The organism is Nocardia sp. KT25-26 (assembly GCF_056627695.1).
The window spans coordinates 5,528,020-5,543,675 of the sequence record NZ_CM152813.1; the positions used below are offsets into that span (position 1 = coordinate 5,528,020).

Annotated in this window: 14 protein-coding genes; 12 read left to right on the plus strand and 2 right to left on the minus strand. The window is 69.4% G+C overall.

Annotation, left to right across the window (positions count from 1 at the left end; genetic code table 11):
• The first annotated feature begins 16 nt into the window (after positions 1-16).
• The 8 genes from AC1HFH_RS25030 (at position 17) to AC1HFH_RS25065 (ending at position 9,566) form a co-directional block, all read left to right on the plus strand.
• A complete protein-coding gene (locus AC1HFH_RS25030; RefSeq protein ID WP_480245232.1) occupies positions 17-1,570 on the plus strand; it encodes a FadD3 family acyl-CoA ligase in 1,554 nt (517 codons plus the stop codon).
• A gap of 86 nt (positions 1,571-1,656) precedes the next feature.
• Positions 1,657-2,445, plus strand: a complete 789-nt coding sequence (locus tag AC1HFH_RS25035) for an enoyl-CoA hydratase (protein WP_480247971.1) — start codon at positions 1,657-1,659, stop codon at positions 2,443-2,445.
• The gene (locus tag AC1HFH_RS25040) at positions 2,446-3,594 is read left to right on the plus strand and encodes an acyl-CoA dehydrogenase family protein (RefSeq protein WP_480245233.1); all 1,149 of its coding nucleotides are present in this window, start codon (positions 2,446-2,448) and stop codon (positions 3,592-3,594) included.
• Between the two features lie 172 nt (positions 3,595-3,766).
• Complete coding sequence (locus AC1HFH_RS25045; protein WP_480245234.1) at positions 3,767-4,867, plus strand: acyl-CoA dehydrogenase family protein; 1,101 nt, start codon at positions 3,767-3,769, stop codon at positions 4,865-4,867.
• A gap of 411 nt (positions 4,868-5,278) precedes the next feature.
• Positions 5,279-6,337, plus strand: a complete 1,059-nt coding sequence (locus tag AC1HFH_RS25050) for an acyl-CoA dehydrogenase family protein (protein ID WP_480245235.1) — start codon at positions 5,279-5,281, stop codon at positions 6,335-6,337.
• Between the two features lie 320 nt (positions 6,338-6,657).
• Positions 6,658-7,176 carry a MarR family winged helix-turn-helix transcriptional regulator gene (locus AC1HFH_RS25055; protein WP_480245236.1) on the plus strand — a complete coding sequence of 173 codons (519 nt, stop codon included), beginning with the start codon at positions 6,658-6,660 and terminating at the stop codon, positions 7,174-7,176.
• A 48-nt stretch (positions 7,177-7,224) separates the two neighbouring features.
• Entirely contained in the window at positions 7,225-8,484 is a 1,260-nt protein-coding gene (locus AC1HFH_RS25060) for an MFS transporter (protein WP_480245237.1), read from the plus strand.
• Positions 8,485-8,816: 332 nt separating this feature from the next.
• Positions 8,817-9,566 (plus strand): DUF427 domain-containing protein, encoded by a 750-nt coding sequence (locus AC1HFH_RS25065; RefSeq protein ID WP_480245238.1) that lies wholly within the window; start codon positions 8,817-8,819, stop codon positions 9,564-9,566.
• 79 nt (positions 9,567-9,645) lie between these two features.
• On the opposite strand, the gene AC1HFH_RS25070 is transcribed toward AC1HFH_RS25065, so the two are convergent.
• Both AC1HFH_RS25070 and AC1HFH_RS25075 read right to left on the minus strand, forming a co-directional pair.
• Positions 9,646-10,089 (minus strand): hypothetical protein, encoded by a 444-nt coding sequence (locus tag AC1HFH_RS25070; RefSeq protein ID WP_480245239.1) that lies wholly within the window; start codon positions 10,087-10,089, stop codon positions 9,646-9,648.
• A 1-nt stretch (position 10,090) separates the two neighbouring features.
• Positions 10,091-11,293 carry a 3-ketosteroid-9-alpha-monooxygenase, oxygenase component gene (locus tag AC1HFH_RS25075; protein WP_480245240.1) on the minus strand — a complete coding sequence of 401 codons (1,203 nt, stop codon included), beginning with the start codon at positions 11,291-11,293 and terminating at the stop codon, positions 10,091-10,093.
• 225 nt (positions 11,294-11,518) lie between these two features.
• Between AC1HFH_RS25075 and hsaA the strand changes: the two genes are divergently transcribed.
• From hsaA to hsaB, 4 genes are all read left to right on the plus strand, one after another.
• Entirely contained in the window at positions 11,519-12,682 is a 1,164-nt protein-coding gene (hsaA, locus tag AC1HFH_RS25080) for a 3-hydroxy-9,10-secoandrosta-1,3,5(10)-triene-9,17-dione monooxygenase oxygenase subunit (protein WP_480245241.1), read from the plus strand.
• A gap of 4 nt (positions 12,683-12,686) precedes the next feature.
• A complete protein-coding gene (hsaD, locus tag AC1HFH_RS25085) occupies positions 12,687-13,565 on the plus strand; it encodes a 4,5:9,10-diseco-3-hydroxy-5,9,17-trioxoandrosta-1(10),2-diene-4-oate hydrolase (protein ID WP_480245242.1) in 879 nt (292 codons plus the stop codon).
• A gap of 2 nt (positions 13,566-13,567) precedes the next feature.
• On the plus strand, positions 13,568-14,467 hold the full coding sequence (gene hsaC, locus AC1HFH_RS25090) for an iron-dependent extradiol dioxygenase HsaC (RefSeq protein ID WP_480245243.1): 900 nt from the start codon (positions 13,568-13,570) through the stop codon (positions 14,465-14,467).
• Between the two features lie 579 nt (positions 14,468-15,046).
• Positions 15,047-15,649, plus strand: coding sequence for a 3-hydroxy-9,10-secoandrosta-1,3,5(10)-triene-9,17-dione monooxygenase reductase subunit (gene hsaB / locus AC1HFH_RS25095; RefSeq protein ID WP_480245244.1), 603 nt, complete (start codon positions 15,047-15,049; stop codon positions 15,647-15,649).
• The last annotated feature ends 7 nt before the right edge of the window (positions 15,650-15,656 follow it).

Below are 15,656 nucleotides of genomic sequence, written 5' to 3' on the forward strand. Positions count from 1 at the left end.
ACCGGTGAGGACGCCCGTGACAACCGACACAGAAACCATCCCCCGGGCACTGCGTGACGCAGCCCGGGACTACCGGGACACCCCGGCACTGCTCGACGGCGAGACCCGGTTCACCTGGGCCGAACTCGCCGCGGAGGTGCAGGTGTTCGCCCGTGCCCTGATCGCCCGCGGCGTATCCCGCGGCGATCGAGTGGTGCTCTGGGCACCCAACACCTTCCACTGGGTGGTCGCCGCGCTGGCCGCCCAGAGCGTCGGCGCCGCCCTGGTGCCGCTGAACACCCGTTATGTCGCCGCCGAGGCGGTCGACACCCTGTCCCGGGTACATGCCGCGGCACTGTTCGTCGCCGGGCCGTTCCTGGGCCGCGACCGGCTCACCGAACTGCACGACAGCGGCGCCCTGGCCACCGTGCCCACCGTGGTCGCGATCCCGGCCGAACCGGGCGAGCCCGATCCGCTCGACGGCGTACTGAGCTGGGCAGACCTGCGTTCGCAGGCCGAGTCGGTGACCGCCGAGGAAGCCGACCGGCGCGCCACGGAGATCACCGGTGACGACGTCTCCGACATCCTGTTCACCTCCGGCACCACCGGCCGCAGCAAGGGCACCCTGGTGGCACACCGGGCGGCCCTGGAGTCGGTGCGGGACTGGACGGTATGCACAACGGTGCGGCACGGCGACCGATACCTCGTGGTCAACCCGTTCTTCCACAACTTCGGGTACAAGGCCGGCATCCTGGCCTGCCTGGTCACCGGGGCGACGATCATCCCGCAGGCCCGGTTCGACGTGCCGGAGACGCTGCGGCTGATCGAACAGCACCGGGTCACCGTGCTGCCCGGGCCGCCGACCATCTACCAGACCCTGCTGGACCATCCGGAACGCGCCGCACACGACCTCGGCTCGCTGCGCGTCGCGGTCACCGGCGCCGCCACCGTACCGGTGGTGCTGGTGCGCCGGATGCGCGACGAACTCGATTTCGACGTGGTGATCACCGCCTACGGCCTGTCCGAGTCGTCCGGATTCGGCACCATGTGCCGCCCCGACGACCCGATCGAAACGATCGCCGGGACCTGCGGCCGCCCGATCGCCGGCTTCGAACTGCGCATCGCCGACAACGGCGAAGTGCTGCTCCGCGGGCGCAATGTGATGCTCGGCTATCTCGACGATCCGGAGGCCACCGCGGCCACCATCGACACCGAGGGCTGGCTGCACACCGGCGATATCGGCGTCGTCGACGGCCAGGGCAACCTGAAGATCACCGACCGGCTCAAGGACATGTACATCAGCGGCGGATTCAACGTCTATCCCGCTGAGGTGGAGCAGGCCCTGGCGCGGATGGCCGGAGTGGCAGAATCTGCGGTCATCGGTATCCCCGACGAACGCCTCGGCGAGGTCGGCAAGGCCTATGTGGTCCCCCGTCGCGATGCCGAGCTCACCGCCGACCAGGTGCTCGAGCATGCCCGGACCGAACTCGCCAACTTCAAGGTGCCGCGCGTCGTGGAGTTCCGCGACCGGCTGCCCTACAGCGCGGCGGGCAAGGTGCTCAAGCGCTCGCTACGGGAGGAGAAATCGTGATCGAAGAGAACCGCGACTCGAGCAGCGGAGCTGCTCCATCGGACCCAGTTGCGTATGAAGTGCGCGGGCGGGTCGCGATCGTCACCATGAACCGGCCGGAGTACCGGAACGCGCAGAACTCGCAGATGACCTACGCCCTCGATGCCGCCTTCGAGCGGGCCGTCGCGGATCCGGAGGTCGCGGTGATCGTGCTGGCCGGTAGCGGTAAGCATTTCAGTGCCGGTCACGACATCGGCACCCCGGGCCGGGACCATCACGTTCACTACCCGAACAAGGCGGTGCTCTGGTGGGACCACGTCGACCGGGCCGGCGGCGATCAGCGGTTCGCCCGCGAGTCCGAGGTGTATCTCGGCATGTGCCGGCGCTGGCGGGAGATCCCCAAGCCGACCATCGCGATGGTGCAGGGCGCCTGCATCGCCGGCGGGCTGATGCTGGCCTGGGTGTGTGACCTGGTGGTGGCCGCCGACGACGCCTTCTTCTCCGACCCGGTGGTGCGGATGGGCATCCCGGGTGTCGAATACTTCGCTCACCCCTGGGTGATGGGTCCGCGCGCGGCCAAGGAGTTCCTGTTCACCGGGGACCGGTTCGACGCCGCGCAGGCCAAGGAATGGGGCATGGTGAACCGGGTCGTGCCGCGCGCCGACCTCACCGACGAGACGCTGGCACTGGCCGACAAGATCGCCACCATGCCGCAGTTCGGGCTCGCCCTGACCAAGAAGGCGGTCAACCAGGCCGAGGACGCCATGGGCATGCGGACCGGCATGGATTCGGTGTTCGGCCTGCACCATTTCGCACATGCGCACAACGCCGAGGTGGGCACCGACTCGCTGGGCGGAATGAACGCGCGCAGCATGAAGAAGAACGGAACGGCATAAGTGGATCTCGACATCGACCCGGCGACCCGGGAATTCCAGCAGGAAGTCCGCACGTTCCTCGCCGAGCACGTCCCGGCGCAGCCGCTGCCCTCGATGGACACCGCCGCGGGCTTCGCCGCCCACCGCGACTGGGAGGCGAAGCTGGCCGAGGCCCGGCTGTCGACGGTGTCCTGGCCGCGCGAATACGGCGGCCGGGATGCCTCGCTGCTGGAATGGGTGCTCTTCGAACAGGAGTACTACGCGGCCAGCGCGCCCGGACGGGTGAGCCAGAACGGCATCTTCCTGCTCGCACCGACCCTGTTCGCGCACGGCACCGAGGAACAGCTGGCCCGGATCCTGCCGCGGATGGCCGCCGGCGCCGATATCTGGGCGCAGGCGTGGTCGGAGCCGGAAGCCGGTAGCGATCTGGCCGGGATCCGGTCCACCGCCGAACGCACCGAGGGCGGCTGGATCCTGCGCGGTCAGAAGACCTGGAGTTCCCGGGCGGCGTTCGCGGACTGGGCATTCGGGCTCTTCCGCAGCGACCCCGGTGCCGAACGGCATCGCGGCCTCACCTACGTGATGTTCCCGCTGTCCGCAGACGGGGTGACGGTCCGGCCGATTCCGCAGCTGGACGGCGAACCGGGTTTCGCGGAGATCTTCCTGGACGGCGTCTTCGTGCCGGACCGGGATGTGATCGGTGCACCCGGCGAGGGCTGGCGGGTGGCGATGAGCACCTCCAGCAACGAGCGCGGCCTGTCCCTGCGCAGCCCGGGCCGGTTCAGCGCCACCGCCGAACGGCTGGTGCAGCTGTGGCAGGAGACCAGCCCGGAATCAGATACCGCGGCACGCAATGCCGTGGTGGATGCCTGGCTGGGCGCCGAGGCCTATCGGCTGCACACTTTCGGCACCGTCACCCGGCTCGCCGAGGGAGGTTCGCTGGGTGCGGAATCCTCGGTCACCAAGGTGTTCTGGTCCGAGCTGGACATCGCCATGCACGAGACCGCGCTGGACCTGCTGGGCCCCGCCGCACCCGAGACGAGCCGCTGGACCGATGGCTACCTGTTCTCGCTGTCCGGGCCGATCTATGCCGGCACCAACGAGATCCAGCGCACCATCATCGCCGAACGGCTGCTCGGCCTGCCCAAGGAACAGCGGAGCAAGCGATGAACATCGATCTGCGCGCACCCCGGCCGATGCCCGGCCCCGGCGACTTCCCACAATGTCGGCCCCCGCGCGCTGCAGCGCCCCCGCCTGGTGCGGATACCGAGCACGGCCGGATCGCCGACCCCGCGACGACACCTGCGGGCCATGCGCCCGCCACCTACCGAGGAGATGAGCGATGAGGTTCGCGCTCAGTACCGAGCAGCTCGATTTCGCGACCGAGCTGCGCAAGATGTGCGACGCCGCGCAGCCACCGGCCGCGATTCGGGCGTGGGCGGACGGCGATTTCCGCGCCGGTCGCGCGCTGCTGACCCAGCTCGCCGAGACCGGGGTGTTCGGGCTGGTGGTCGACGAGCGGTTCGACGGCGCCGGGGCTACCCCGGTCGACCTGGTGGTCGCACTGGTCGAGCTGGGCCGGGCCGGGGTGCCCGGGCCGGTGATCGAATCCGCCGCGGTGCTCCCGATCCTGCTCCAGGGCATCGGTGACGACGAACTGGCAGCCCGCTGGCTGCCCGCGCTGGCAGGCGGGGCACTGCTCGGGACGGTCGCCTTCGCCGACGGCGGCGGCGCCGCAGCCGACCGCGACGGTGCTGTGGCCGGGCGCGGCGGTGCCGTGGCCGACCGTGACGGTGCCGTGGCCCGCGGCGACCGGGCCGTGGCCGCCGATGCCGACAGCACCGACCTGGTCCTGCGCATCGACACCGCGGGCGACGCCACCCGGCTTTCGCTGGCCCAGCAGGGCCCGGCGATCCGGTCCATCGATCCGGCTCGCCGCCTGTTCCCGGTGGTGGCGCAGGAGGAGCTGGCCGCCGGGCCCGCGGTGGCCACGGCGGCCGACCGCGCCTACGACTTCGGAGTGCTGGCCTGCGCCGCACAGCTGCTCGGCGCCGGCCGGGCCGTGTTGGAGCAGACCGTCGCCTATACCAAGCAGCGCTCGCAGTTCGGCCGGGTGATCGGCGAATTCCAGGCGGTGAAACAGCAGCTGGCGGACGTCCTGATCGCCCTGGACCTGGCCGAACCGCTGCTCTACCGCGCCGCCCTGACCATCGACACCGATACCCGGGCCCGGGACACCTCGGCGGCCCTGGTTGCCTGCGCCGATGCGGCCCACCGCGCCGCCCGCACCGGCCTGCAGCTGCACGGCGCCATCGGCTACACCGCCGAACACGACCTGTCCCTCTGGCTGACCCGGATTCCGGCCCTGCGCGCCGCCTGGGGTACCCCGGAGCAGCATCGCGCCCGCATCGGCGCCGAACTGCGCGCCGGGATCTCGGCATGATCACCGCAGCCCGCGCCCGCCGGGCACCGTTGGCCGGATGCGGCCCGGACAACCGGGCCGGAGTGCCCCACCGGCACAGTCCCGAGCGGACTCTGCGGGATCGGCCCCGGGCGAATTCGGCTGCCGATCGCGCACAGCCGACCGGTGTCCGCCCGGTGCTGCGCGCGGGAAGCTCGGTCGGTACCGGCACCGCATCGATGTTGCCGCCGGAAATCTCAGTCGGCACCGGTCGGCCTACCCGGTGCTGCCGCCGAGAACCCGGTCGGGTACCCGTCGGCCGGCCCAACCGGTGGGCGACCGCTCGGCCGCGCGCAGCAGCTCGACCCACGGCGGCATTCGCCCCGGGAGGACCGGCCGACTCGGCCGCCGCCCGCGCGGCAACGCTCGTTCCGACCAGCGAAGGACACTTCCGTGACCACTTCTGAACTCGATGAATTCCGCGCCTCGGTACAGGCGGTGCTGAGCAAACACGCCGGGCCGGCCGAGCTGCGGGCCGCGATGGACAGCGAGCTCGGCTACGACCCGCAGCTCTGGCGGCTGCTGTGTGAGCAGGTCGGGGTTGCGGCGCTGGCGATTCCCGAGGAGTACGGCGGGTTCGGGGCCGGGCTCGCCGAATCGCTGCTGGTGGTCCAGGAGCTGGGCGCCACCCTGGCGGGTGTGCCGATGCTGGGTTCGGCGGTACTCGGGGCGCAGGCGATCCTGCTCAGTGGGGACGACGAGGCCGCACAGCGACTGCTCCCCGAGATCGCCGAAGGGGCGCGGACCGTCGCGGTGTGCTGGGCCGGGACGACCGGCTGGGACGAGCCCGGTGTGACCGCGACCGACGGCGCCCTGTCGGGCACCGCCCACTATGTGCTGCACGGTACCGAGGCCGCGACCCTGCTGGTCGTCACCGCGGCCGGGCTGTACGAGGTCGCCGGGGACGCCTCCGGGGTGACCGTGACACCGGCTCCGGCCATGGATCCGACCCGGCGGCTGGCCACGGTGGCATTCGACTCGGTGCCCGGGCGCCGCCTCGGCGCCGCCGACCCGGCGGTCCTCGTCGCCCGGCTGCGCGATATCGCCTGGACGGCGCTGGCCGCCGAGCAGGTCGGGGCGGCCCGGCACTGCCTGGACATGACGGTCGAATACACCCGGTCCCGGGTGCAGTTCGGCCGCCCGATCGGCAGTTTCCAGGCGCTCAAGCATCGGATGGCCGATATGTACGTGCTGCGCGAATCCGCCGAATCGGCCGTCGTCGCGGCGATCGACGCCCTCACCCGGGATCCGGCCACCGCCGCCGAAGACGTCTGGGTGGCCCGCACGCACTGCTCGGAAGCGTTCTCGGTCATCACCGCCGAGACCATCCAGTTGCACGGCGGGATCGCCATCACCTGGGAACACGACGCGCACCTGTACTTCAAGCGCGCGCACGCCACGGCCGAACTGTTCGGTCACGCCCGCCGCCCACACAACGCCGACGCCGCGTAGGAGCGGCGGCAGGCACCGCTCGGCACCTGCCCGGGTGCGCGGGAGCCGCACCGCCTCCCCGCCTCGTCATCGGTACACGAACAGGTCAGCGCCCTGGGCGCGGGCCAGTTCGGCCACTGGTGCCGGCAGGCACGGCCGTAGCTCAGGCCCGACCGAGAGCGGAACGCCTCGAGCCGCAGTGCGGTGCGCCGGGGCACGGGCGGCGCTCCCGGTTCCCAGCACAGCGGTGCGTGTCCTCCGGCCCGGTCGACGCGCCGGAGCAGGGGCTCGGTGATCGATGCCATCCCCAATACATAGTTAGCTTATGTAATAATATTCGGGTGCCGACCGAAGCGATCACCACAGCCGACAGCGTCGTCGATCTTCTGGTCACCGCCGGTCGGCTCACCAGGCTCGCGGCCCGCCTCAGCGACGACGACACGCCCCGCGCCGCACTGCGGGCGCTGGCGATCCTCGACGAGTACGGCGCGGTACGGATCAGCGAGTTCGCCCGAATCGACCGCAGTTCCCAGCCGGCAGCAACGACGCTGATCGGCAAGCTGGTTGCGGCGGGCTACGCACACCGCGACGTCGACCCGACCGATTCCCGCGCCGCGGCCATCACACTGACCGACGCTGGGCGGGAACGATTGCAGCAGGCACGGCGTTCCTTCGCCGAAGCTGTCGCTCCGGTACTGGACCGGCCCGGCGCCCTGTCCCCCGAGCTTCCCGCAGCCGATCGGCCCACCGATCCGACGGGCGCCGAACCGCCGCTTTTCGACCGAGAGCGACTGGCCCGGATGAACGCCGATATGGCCGACCTGCTCGCCGCCCTGCGCGCCCTGCAACCCCGGACCTGAGCCGTACCCACCGAGCGATCCACCACCTATCCGAACCGAGGAGGGGACTTGACCACCACGCAGCCGACCCGGGCCGCCGATACCCCGGAGGGCACCGAGGACAGCATCCTGAAACAGCCGAAGGCCGTCTGGGCGGTCGCCTTCGCCAGCGTCATCGCCTTCATGGGCATCGGCCTGGTGGATCCGATCCTCAAACCGATCGGTGAGCAACTGAACGCGACACCCTCGCAGGTCTCGCTGCTGTTCACCAGCTACATGCTGGTCACCGGTGTCGCCATGCTGGCCACCGGCGTGATCTCCAGCCGCTTCGGCGCCAAGAAGACCCTGCTCAGCGGCCTCGCCATCATCGTGGTGTTCGCCGCCCTGGCGGGCATGTCGGACACCATCGGCCAGATCGTCGGGTTCCGCGCGGGCTGGGGCCTGGGCAATGCGCTGTTCATCGCCACCGCGCTGGCCACCATCGTCGGTGCGTCCACCGGCGGCGTCGCCCGGGCGATCATCCTCTACGAGGCCGCCCTGGGCATCGGTATCGCCACCGGGCCGCTGGTCGGTGGACTGCTCGGCGGAATCAGCTGGCGGGGACCGTTCTTCGGGGTGTCGGTGCTGATGGCCGTCGCCATGGTCGCCATCGTGGTGCTGTTGCCGGAGACCCCGAAACCGGCCCGGGCCACCTCGATCGTCGAACCGTTCCGGGCGTTACGGCATCGTGGTCTGCTGGTCGTCAGCATCACCGCACTGCTGTACAACTTCGGTTTCTTCACCCTGCTCGCCTACACCCCGTTCCCGCTGGACATGGGCACCTATGCGATCGGCTTCATCTTCTGCGGCTGGGGTATCGCATTGGCGATCGCCTCGGTGTTCGGCGCGCCGAAACTGCAGGCCCGGTTCGGCACGCTGCCGATGATGATGCTGGCCCTGGGCCTGTTCGCGGCCGACCTGGCTGTCATGGGCATGTTCCCCGAACACAAGGCCGTGCTGATCGCCTGCACCGTGCTCGCCGGCGTGTTCCTGGGTATCAACAACACCCTGATCACCGAGGCCGTGATGGTCTCCGCTCCGGTGGAGCGCTCCACCGCCTCGGCCGCCTACAGTTTCGTACGATTCGGCGGCGGTGCGATCGCCCCCTGGCTGGCCGGCAAGGTCGGCGAACACAGCATCGGCCTGCCGTTCTGGATCGGCGCCGCCTGCACCGCCGCCTCGGTTCTGGTCCTCGCCGTCGGCCGCAAGGCCCTCGCCCATATCGACGACCACCACCCCGCCCCGCACAGCGTCGAGGAGGCGCGCATCCTCACCGCCGCCGACGACTGACCGGCAGGTCGCCGCAGGCCGGTCGCGCCCTGGCCCGTAGCGGCAGTCGGATCCGCCTGCTGAAGCCCCGGCCTCGGATGCCTCCACAGCGGTCGGCCGCCGATGCGGTCTGTCCGAGTGGAGCCTGCATTCACGCCTGCCCACCGGTCCCGGATCGGTGCACGATCCACCGACCGAGGAGAAGGTGCAACCATCGTCGGCCACCGGCTCGACGGCGGTGACGGCGACGCCCGGCCCGGCGCCCTCGGCCGACGCGGTGGCCGCGGCCCCTCAGCCGGGATGCCACCGCTGTCGAGCACCGGACGGGCGGAATCGGGCGTACCGTCGAACCCATGACCGAGCACCGGGGACGGGTACGGGTGGAATCCGGATCGAAGCGGGTACGGGCCTACCGGAACGGCCGGCTGGTAGCGGACACCTTACGGCCGCTGTTGGTCTGGGAGATCCCGTACTACCCCACCTACTACATCCCACTGGCCGATATGCGGGCGGATCTGGAACCCAACGGGATCACCGAGCATTCGCCGAGCCGCGGCGAGGGCACCGGATACGACGTGACAGTCGACGGCGTCCGGGCCGACGGCGCCGCGATGCGGTTCCTCGATTCTCCGCTGCCGGAGCTCACCGATGCCGTCCGGCTGGATTTCGCGGCGATGGACGAATGGTTCGAGGAGGACGAACCGATCTACGTGCACCCGCGTGATCCGTACACGCGGGTCGACATCCTGCGCAGCTCGCGCCGGGTGCGGATCGAACTCGACGGGGTGGCCCTCGCCGAATCGCACAGCCCGTACATCCTGTTCGAAACCGGGCTGCCGGCCCGCTACTACCTACCGCTCACCGACGTCCGGATGGACCTGCTGACCCCGTCGGATACGCACACCTTCTGCCCGTACAAGGGCACCGCCGACTACTGGCATGTCCGCCTCGGCAACGAGGTACACCAAGACCTGGTCTGGATCTACCGCGCGCCCCTACCGGAGAGCCAGAAGATCATCGGCATGGCCTGCTTCTACAACGAGAAGGTCGACACCTTCCTCGACGGCGAACGGCAACCTCGACCCCGGACCCCGTTCGGCTGAGTTCCCACCGGGACAGTGCATCGAAATGCGCGGTCTTGCACCACCGGCGATGCAAGACCGCACCGTTCGATGCAATGAACTACTCCGGGACCGGCAGCGTGCCCCGGTCGACGGCTTCGGCCAGGGACTGCTCCAGGTGCGGGCACGACTCCGGACGGCCGGGGCGGGCGCCCTCGGCGCGCAGCCGGGCGAAAACCGGGCAGTGCTCCTCGGGCGGTGCCGTCCATTGCAGCGAGGTCTGGCGCGAGCTGGACTTGCGCGCCAGGACCTCGCCGTGGCAGGTGCCGCACTGCACCGGCGTCATACCCTCGTCGAGATAACGCCGCCGGTCCGCGACGGTCTGGGCCTGCACCGCCGCCCGGCGAGCCGGTTGATCGGCGAAATCCGGCGCCTTCGCCCAGTGCCGGGCCCGGAACGCCTGCGCCCGGGCGCCGGTATCCACCGGACCGGACCCGGTCGGCTGCGTCCGACCGTTCGAGGGGCCGGCCACCTTGTCCGAGCCACCGGGCGCAGGCGTAGTCATCTCAGACCGCCTCGGCCTCGGCCGCTTCGGCTTCCCGCTTCTGCCGCAGGTTCTCGGCCACCTCGGCCTCCCACGCCTCGTTCGCCTTGTCGGTGTCGACCTCGAACTCGAAACGCTGCGTCATCTTGTCGGTGACGTCGGCGGCGTCCACATAGAACTGGTCGTACCAGCGGCGCAGCTGGTAGACCGGGCCGTCCTCCTCACACAGGAGCGGATTGTCGACCTTGGACTTGTGCTTCCAGATCTCCACGTCCTGCAGGAACCCGTCGCCGAAGAACTCGGTCATGCTGTTGGCCAGCTTCACGGCCGTCTCGTCGTCGATGCCCTTCGGCTTCTCGACGGTGAGGCCCCACTGCAGCACGAACGAATCCTGGGTGACCGGGTAGTGGCAGTTGATCAGCACCACCTTGATCTGGTAGCCGCCGTAGATGTTGACCAGCGGGTTGATCATGTAGGACGGGCCGAAGTAGGACGCCTCCGATTTCAGCAGCGTCTCACCGCCGTACTTGGCGGCCATGCCGATGTCCGGGCGCCCCTTCGTCTCCAGGAACTGCGTCGCCACATGACCTTCGAAGACGTTCTTGAAGTAGGTGGGGAACGCGTAGTGGATGTAGAAGAAGTGCGCCATATCGACCACGTTGTCGATGATCTCGCGGCAGTTGGCGCCCTCGATCAGCATCGAGTTCCAGGTCCAGTCGGTCCAGCCGGAATCGTGGGTCTCGACCGGATTACCGTCGGCATCCGTGTACGGCCCCTCGATATGCGGGATGGTGACCTCCGGCGCCGGCGGGTTGCCCTCGTGGTCGTGCCAGAGGAACAACTGGCCGTTGCGTTCCAGGGTGCGCCAGGTGCGGGTCCGGGCCAGCGGGGGTACCCGCCGCGCGTACGGGATCGCCGCACACTTGCCGTCGGAGCCGCGCCACCGCCAGTCGTGGAACGGGCAGGCGATGTCGTCGCCCTTGACGGTGCCCATGCTCAGGTCGCCACCCATATGCCTGCAGTAGGCGTCGAGAGCGTGCAGCTCACCCGCGCTGTCGGCCCAGATGACCACCTTGGTGCCGAAGATCTCCACCGAGTGTGGTGCGCCGTCGCGAAATGTCGACGTCAGACCCACACAGTGCCAGCCACGGGCATACCGGGTGGGCGGGGTCCCGACGTCGAGTTCCCGGACTCTGTTTTTCGGGCCGCCCTGCGATGCTGTCATCCCGATGCCTCCCTTCCGTACTAGAACACGTTACAAAACGTGGCCGCTTCACGCTAGTCGCACGACGCGTCCGGTTCCGCCGGTTCGGCACAATCACCAGTGCAACCACACCTCGACAGAAACAAGAACCTGTTCTAATCTCAGACCACGATACTGATTCGGTTCTGTTCTGATTCAGCCCCGAGGAACCGGATTGTCGACACGACAGCTAGGAGCAGACCTCTGATGACGCAGCAAGTAACCGAACGGGTCGAGGCGCTGCTGCCGACATTGCGCGAGCGCGCCCAGGAAGCCGAGGACCTCCGCCGAATCCCGGACGCCTCGATCAAGGCGCTGCAGGAGGCAGGCTTCTTCCGGCTGCTCCAGCCCAAGCAGTGGGGCGGGTACGCCGCCGACCCGGTGGTCTTCTACGACACCGTGCGCACCATCGCGAGCGCCTGCGGCTCCACCGGCTGGGTATCCGGCATCATCGGGGTGCACAACTGGCACCTCGCGCTGTACGACCAGCAGGCGCAGGAAGACGTCTGGGGTGAGGACACCGATGTCCGCATCTCGTCCTCCTACGCCCCGATGGGTGCGGGCCTCGCCGTGGACGACGGCTACCAGGTCAACGGCTCCTGGGCCTGGTCCTCCGGCTGCGACCACGCCGACTGGGTAGTCGTCGGCGGCCCGGTGATCAAGGACGGCAAACCGGTCGATTTCGGCAGCTTCCTGATTCCGCGTAGCGACTACCGCATCGATGACGTGTGGAACGTGGTCGGCCTGCGTGGCACCGGCTCGAACACCGTCGTCGTCGAAGACGTCTTCGTCCCGCGGCACCGGTTCCTCAGCTTCCGGGCGATGAGCGAGGGCACCGCGCCGGGCCTGGCGCAGAACCCCGACCCGGTGTACAAGATGCCGTGGGGCACCATTCATCCCACCACCATCTCGACCCCGATCGTCGGCATGGCCTACGGCGCCTACGCCGCGCACGTCGAGCATCAGGGCAAGCGGGTCCGGGCCGCCTACGCCGGCGAGAACGCCAAGGACGATCCGTCCACCAAGGTGCGCATCGCCGAGGCGTCCAGCGATATCGACGCCGCCTGGCGGCAGCTGTCCGGCAATGTCGCCGACGAGTACGCCCTGCTGGTCGCCGGCGAGGAAGTGCCGTTCGACCTGCGGGTGCGGGCCCGCCGCGACCAGGTGCGGGCCACCGGCCGCGCCATCGCCTCCATCGACAAGCTGTTCGAGGCCTCGGGCGCCACCGCGCTCGCCAACGGCACCCCGCTGCAGCGCTTCTGGCGGGATGCGCACGCCGGCCGGGTGCACGCCGCCAACGACCCGGAACGCGCCTATCAGATGTACGGCACGCACGAGTTCGGGCTGCCGGTCACCGACGGGATGGTGTAGCCCGATGACCACCACCGTGGCGATCACCTACGAATCGACCTCGCGGTTCGCGCAGGTCCGGCCGGATCTGAAACTGCACTACCACGAGGCGGGCGCCGGAAACGGCCCCACCATCGTGCTGCTGCACGGCGGCGGGCCCGGTGCATCGTCGTGGTCGAACTTCGCCCGCAACATCCCCGTGCTGGCGCAGGACTTCCACGTCATCGCGATCGACCAGCCCGGCTACGGACAGTCCGACAAGCCGACCGAGCATCCGCAGTACTTCGTGCACAGCGCCTCGGCATTGAAGGATCTGCTCGACGCCCTCGACATCACCGATCGAGTGCACCTGCTGGGCAACTCGCTCGGTGGCGGCACCGCGGTGCGATTCGCGCTCGACTACCCGGACCGGGCGGGCAAGCTGGTCCTGATGGGGCCGGGCGGACTGAGCACCAACCTGTTCGCACCGGACCCGACCGAAGGCGTCCGGCTGCTGTCGAAGTTCACCTACGAACCGACCCGGGAGAACATCGAAGCCTTCCTGCGGATCATGGTGTTCGACCAGTCGCTGGTCACCGACGAGCTGATCGATGACCGTTTCGCGGCCGCGAACACGCCGGAATCGCTGGCCGCCATGAAGGCGATGGGTAAGTCGTTCGCGAGTGCGGATTTCGAGAAGGGCATGCTCTGGCGCGACGCCTACCGGCTGCGCCAGCCGGTGCTGTTGATCTGGGGCCGGGAGGACCGGGTCAACCCGCTGGACGGCGCGCTGGTCGCGTTGAAGCAGATCCCGCGCGCGCAGCTGCACGTGTTCGGCGGCTGCGGGCACTGGGCCCAGCTGGAGAAATTCGCCGAATTCAACCGGCTGGCCACGGATTTCCTGCTCGGCACGAAGGAGAAGTGACCATGGGTATTCGCGCGCTCGGTTATATGCGCATCGAGGCCACCGATATGGCGGCCTGGCGCGAATACGGGCTCAAGGTGCTCGGCATGATGGAGGCACCGGGACCGGACCCGGACGCCCTCTACCTGCGGATGGACGATTTCCCGGCGCGCCTGGTGATCGTGCCGGGCGATACCGACCGGCTGCAGGTCTCCGGCTGGGAGGTGACCGACGCTCCGGCACTGCAGGAGCTGCGCGACACCCTCACCACCGCCGGGGTGCCGTTCAAGGAGGCCACCAAGCAGGAGCTGGCCGACCGCCGCGTCGAGAACATGATCCGCTTCGAGGACCCCTCCGGGAACACCCTGGAGGCGTTCCACGGGGCGCAGTACCTCGCGCGCCGTTTCGTCAGCCCCTACGGCCACAAGTTCGTGACCGCGGAGCAGGGGCTCGGCCATGTCGTGCTGACCTGCACCGACGACGCCGCAGCGCAGGCGTTCTACCAGGACGTGCTCGGCTTCCGGCTGCGGGACTCCATGCGGCTGCCACCGCAGATGGTCGGGCGGCCCGCCGACGGCGATCCGGCCTGGCTGCGGTTCTACGGCTGCAACCCGCGCCATCACTCCCTGGCGTTCCTGCCGCTGCCCAACCCGACCGGCATCGTGCACCTGATGGTCGAGGTGGAGAACTCCGACGACGTCGGCCTCTGCCTGGACCGGGCGATGCGCAAGAAGGTCAAGATGTCGGCCACCCTCGGCCGGCACATCAACGACAAGATGCTGTCCTTCTACATGAAGACACCGGGCGGATTCGACATCGAATTCGGCTGCGAAGGGCTGGAAGTCGACGACCACTCGTGGATCGCCCGGGAATCCACCGCAGTCAGCCTGTGGGGCCACGACTTCAGCGTCGGCATGAAGTGAACAGGGGCGGATAGTGACACCGCGTGAGCACCACGGCCCGCCGGGGCGCTCACGCGGGTCCATCACCCGAAACCGGCGAGGCGGCGGACCCCAGCGACCGGCGGCGAGGCACCAGCCGCCGGCCCCAGAGCAACATCGTTCGCCGGCCGGTTTCGGGCCGATCGGTAAGTTCCGACCTCCGATCCCCAGTCCGGCGCCAGAACCCGACAGATCCACTCGCCACCCCGGGCCGACCCACGGTTCCGACCACCCGAGCCCCCCAACTCGCCGCCGGAACCCGACGGATCCACTCGCCACCCGGGCCGAGCCACAGTTCCGGCCACCCGAGCCGCCCGCCGCCGAAGCCCGGCGGAACCACGTCTTGCCGAGCCAGGTGGCCTCGGCAAGACGGCCGGCCGCGGTGGCGTGGCAGCTTGGACACACGGGCCGACCAGACACCACCGGGTCCGACGGCGGCCGAACACCCCGTGCCTACGGATTCCGCGACTACACCGCCGACAGCCGCCCCGGATACGTCCGTCCCCTTACGGTGGATCGAGGCCCGCGCGGCAGGTACAGCAAGCACAGAACGGAGCGATCGTGACGACAACCCAGCCGAGCGAATCGGGCGGGACCGAACCGGCCCCTGCTGAGATCGATCCGCGGCAGTTCCGGACCGTGCTCGGGCAGTTCTGTACCGGCATCACCGTGATCACCACCGCCGGCGACGACGGACCCATCGGGTTCGCCTGCCAATCGTTCGCCGCGCTCTCCCTGGATCCGCCGCTGGTTCTGTTCTGCCCCACCAAGGGGTCGCGGTCCTGGGCCGCCATCGAGCGCACCGGCCGCTTCTGCGCCAATGTGCTCGCCGAGGAGCAGCAGTCGACCTGCGCCCGTTTCGGTTCCCGCGAACCCGACAAGTTCGCCGGAGTCGACTGGCACCCGTCCCCACTCGGCTCCCCCGCCCTGGACGGCGCCCTCGCCACCATCGACTGCACCGTCGACCGAGTCCTCGACGGCGGCGATCACCACATCGTCGTCGGCCGAGTGCAGTCCCTGTCGGAGACCGGCCCGGACGGCCGCCCGCTGCTGTTCTACCGCGGCCAGTACACCGCGATCGAACCGGACAAGACCACCCCCGCCCAGTGGCGCGCCGACCTCGAGCACTTCCTCACCACCACCACCGAGGACACCTGGCTGTAGCCGATCT